Annotated in this window: 4 protein-coding genes; all 4 read right to left on the reverse strand. The window is 42.4% G+C overall.

Annotated elements, in window-relative coordinates; genetic code table 11:
* Positions 1-255: 255 nt before the first annotated feature.
* Entirely contained in the window at positions 256-642 is a 387-nt protein-coding gene (locus EYW48_RS20715) for a nuclear transport factor 2 family protein (protein WP_277432999.1), read from the reverse strand.
* Positions 643-794: 152 nt separating this feature from the next.
* On the reverse strand, positions 795-1,175 hold the full coding sequence (locus EYW48_RS20720; RefSeq protein ID WP_176314096.1) for a nuclear transport factor 2 family protein: 381 nt from the start codon (positions 1,173-1,175) through the stop codon (positions 795-797).
* Positions 1,176-1,282: 107 nt separating this feature from the next.
* Positions 1,283-1,777, reverse strand: a complete 495-nt coding sequence (locus EYW48_RS20725) for a rod shape-determining protein (RefSeq protein ID WP_274676365.1) — start codon at positions 1,775-1,777, stop codon at positions 1,283-1,285.
* 135 nt (positions 1,778-1,912) lie between these two features.
* The gene (locus tag EYW48_RS20730; RefSeq protein WP_176314097.1) at positions 1,913-2,707 is read right to left on the reverse strand and encodes a hypothetical protein; all 795 of its coding nucleotides are present in this window, start codon (positions 2,705-2,707) and stop codon (positions 1,913-1,915) included.
* Positions 2,708-2,896: the final 189 nt, after the last annotated feature.

Genomic DNA, 2,896 nt, shown 5'->3' on the forward strand with positions numbered 1-2,896 from the left:
CCTGTTTTACGGTTTAAGTTAACCAAGAATTTGAGGGTAAAAATGCTCATTTGCCGACAACACAAAACGAATAGCCGGAGAAATCCCAAAAGATTGAACCCCTAAATTTACCTGAGTTGCATAACGCCCAATTAAGGTGCGACAACGCTATAGCACCCAAGCTAAACCATTACGCCGTAAACACAAAATTCAAACCGGAGTGAAACCGCCACGCGTTGGGAGTCACTCTTAAATTGTTTGTTAGAAGCACTTCGATTATGCCTGAGATGGCACTATTTTTACCCACTTTGCACGCCATTCTGGAGCATCAAACTCATCAGGCCAAAACTCAACTTGCTTACAAATAAGACCATTTTCAACGGTGTGAAATGTAATTGCCCTAGCCTTTTGTACACTGTCCGTTATCGAGACATCAGTGACAACCTGAGAGCCCTCACAAATAATTGAGTTAATTTCAAATAGCCATTTACCATTTGCAGGATAATAGGAATTCACATCACCAAAATCACTACGACCAGTAATAAGTTCTGATGATTGAGGCCAAAAGCCCTCGAAATCTTCACTTAACCATTCGCTAGCTTTGTAAAAGTCATTACTCTGCATTGCTTCCCAAAATGAAAGCACGATATCCTTTGGATTCATTGAATTACCCTCCTGCTTCTAACGCCCAATTAAGGGGTGAGCAACGCTACCACCCAAACCTAAAGCATTGTGTCATAAACACTTAATTTGAAGTAGAAGCAAAAATGCCAAGCGTTGGGAATCCCTCTTAAATTGTTTGTTAGGTGCGTAGCTTATTCATGTACGACCTTTACCCATTTTGAGCGCCATTCTTGTGCTTCCATAGGATCAGGCCAGAATTCTTTTTGCTTGATGATTAAACCGTTTTCAACGGTATGAAAAGTAATAGCGCGGGCTTTTTGAACACTATCTGTAATCGATACATCAGTTACGACCGTTGCACCGTCACAGACTACCGAATGAACTTCAAACTCCCAAACACCATTTGCAGGGTAATAAGAATTGATAGCTGTGAAATTTTCTCTACCCACTGTAAGTTCATTTGATTGAGGCCAAAAACCTTCGAAATTAGTACTAAGCCACTCACTAGCTTTGGCAAAGTCATTAGTTTTCATCGCATCCCAAAAAGCTAGGACAACTTCCTTTGAATTCATTATTTCCTCCAAGCACCTAACGCTTTGCTAATTGGCTGCCGCAGCGCAGCGTAGGCAGTCCAGTGGAGGCCACGCTTTTTGTGGCCGGAACGAAATTAAGCAACTTGTTAAGTGGCTTTGATTTTAGCTTTAATATCATCATAGCTCTGTGCGCGCACATTGATTTTACTGCCAGTATGGATCAGAACTTCCCTTGCTCCCATACCACTTGCAAGTTCACGTAAGACACGCTCCTCTATGTCGCTGAGCCCACCATCAGTTTTTTCTAGTTGATGCATGATTACTCTCGGCGCGGCTCTTAACTTTGAGCTATTCAAAGTAAAAATACCATGCTGCAATATCTTTTCAGCCAGCATGAAATTTCCGATAAAACTTCTAGTGTGTGAAAAAGGGTTCGTTGTCTGAATAGTTGGCCCCGATAACGATTTAGCTTCTCGACCAATAGCCTTAATCTTTTCTTTTCCCTTTGCGCCTTCTAGCGCTATCCAAGGTTCAATTTCCATAAATTGCCCGGTTGAAAATTTTTGCATAGTGATTTTATTTTCACTCAATTCAACCAGCAGATCGAAGGAAAACAGGCTTCTAATGAATTCGAATATCAAATGCGGCCTCCAAGCCACTTAACGCCTTTGTCACAGGCTTAATTGGAGTGCAGTTTTGGGCATATAATTGCGAAGCAATGCCCAAAAGCGGAACGGAAATTAAGTCCTGTGCACAAACTTGTTAAGTATTCAGAGTTACGGACACCTAACTGCCCAGCGAGTGTTGCCGCCTAGAGTTAACTTACATTGCTCTTCTGCGGTAAAGCCCGGGGCATCAAGACCGCAAGCTCGCTCATATTTTCCGGCGGTATCTGAATGGTAAAATAAACGGCAGGAGAAAGATTCTGATGTTTTATAAACAGCGACAGAAGCAATACAGTTTGAATCAGCCTTACAGTCCTCGGTGCATTGATTATCGATAATTCCAGCATTTCTTGTTATAACGCCATCACTAACGATATAGCCACCCTCTAACTCATACCAACCTTGCTTAACGGTATCACCATCTGAGTTTACGAAGTCTCTAAGGCTTATACTTAGCAATCCATTGTTCGGGCTATCGCCACAGCTTTGAAGTCTATTGCCTGTACCATCATCAAAAAAGGTATTTCTTGTCATATCTGTTAATGTGCCAGTGGGGACTGTATGAGACAAGGATGGGCAGCCTACTGGATGTAGAGGTGGTGTAAGTGATGCAAAAGCCTCGCACATATGCTGATGATTCAGTTCTACCGTCTGGTTTTGCGAAGAACTAGCGGTGGCGGAACAATCATTGGCATCCCAAAGACCATCTTTATTGATGTCTTCATCTGTGTCATTGATTCGATCTCCATTGAGATCCCAGCAGTTAATTCCCGGCAACCCTGTTGCGCCTGCCTCGCCTGTAGCACCTGTAGCACCTGTTGCTCCAGTATTTCCGTTATCACCTTCTAAAGGACACCCAGAAAGTAACGTTACCAACGTTAGCGTTATAAATATTTTTGTTTTCATAAAAATTCCTTAGATATTTGAATTATAGCAGAACGAAACTTAACGCCGCGTTAAGTGGCGAACAACGCCAACCACCTTACCTAAACCATTGTGACATAAACACTTAACCTGAAGAAAGCCGAAAGCGCCAAGCGTTGGGAGTCCGTCTTAAACGCTTTGTTATATGCGTGCTAAAGCTACATTATGACT

Origin of the sequence: Vibrio sp. 1180_3 (assembly GCF_029478545.1) — a bacterium.
Classification (GTDB): domain Bacteria; phylum Pseudomonadota; class Gammaproteobacteria; order Enterobacterales; family Vibrionaceae; genus Vibrio; species Vibrio aestuarianus.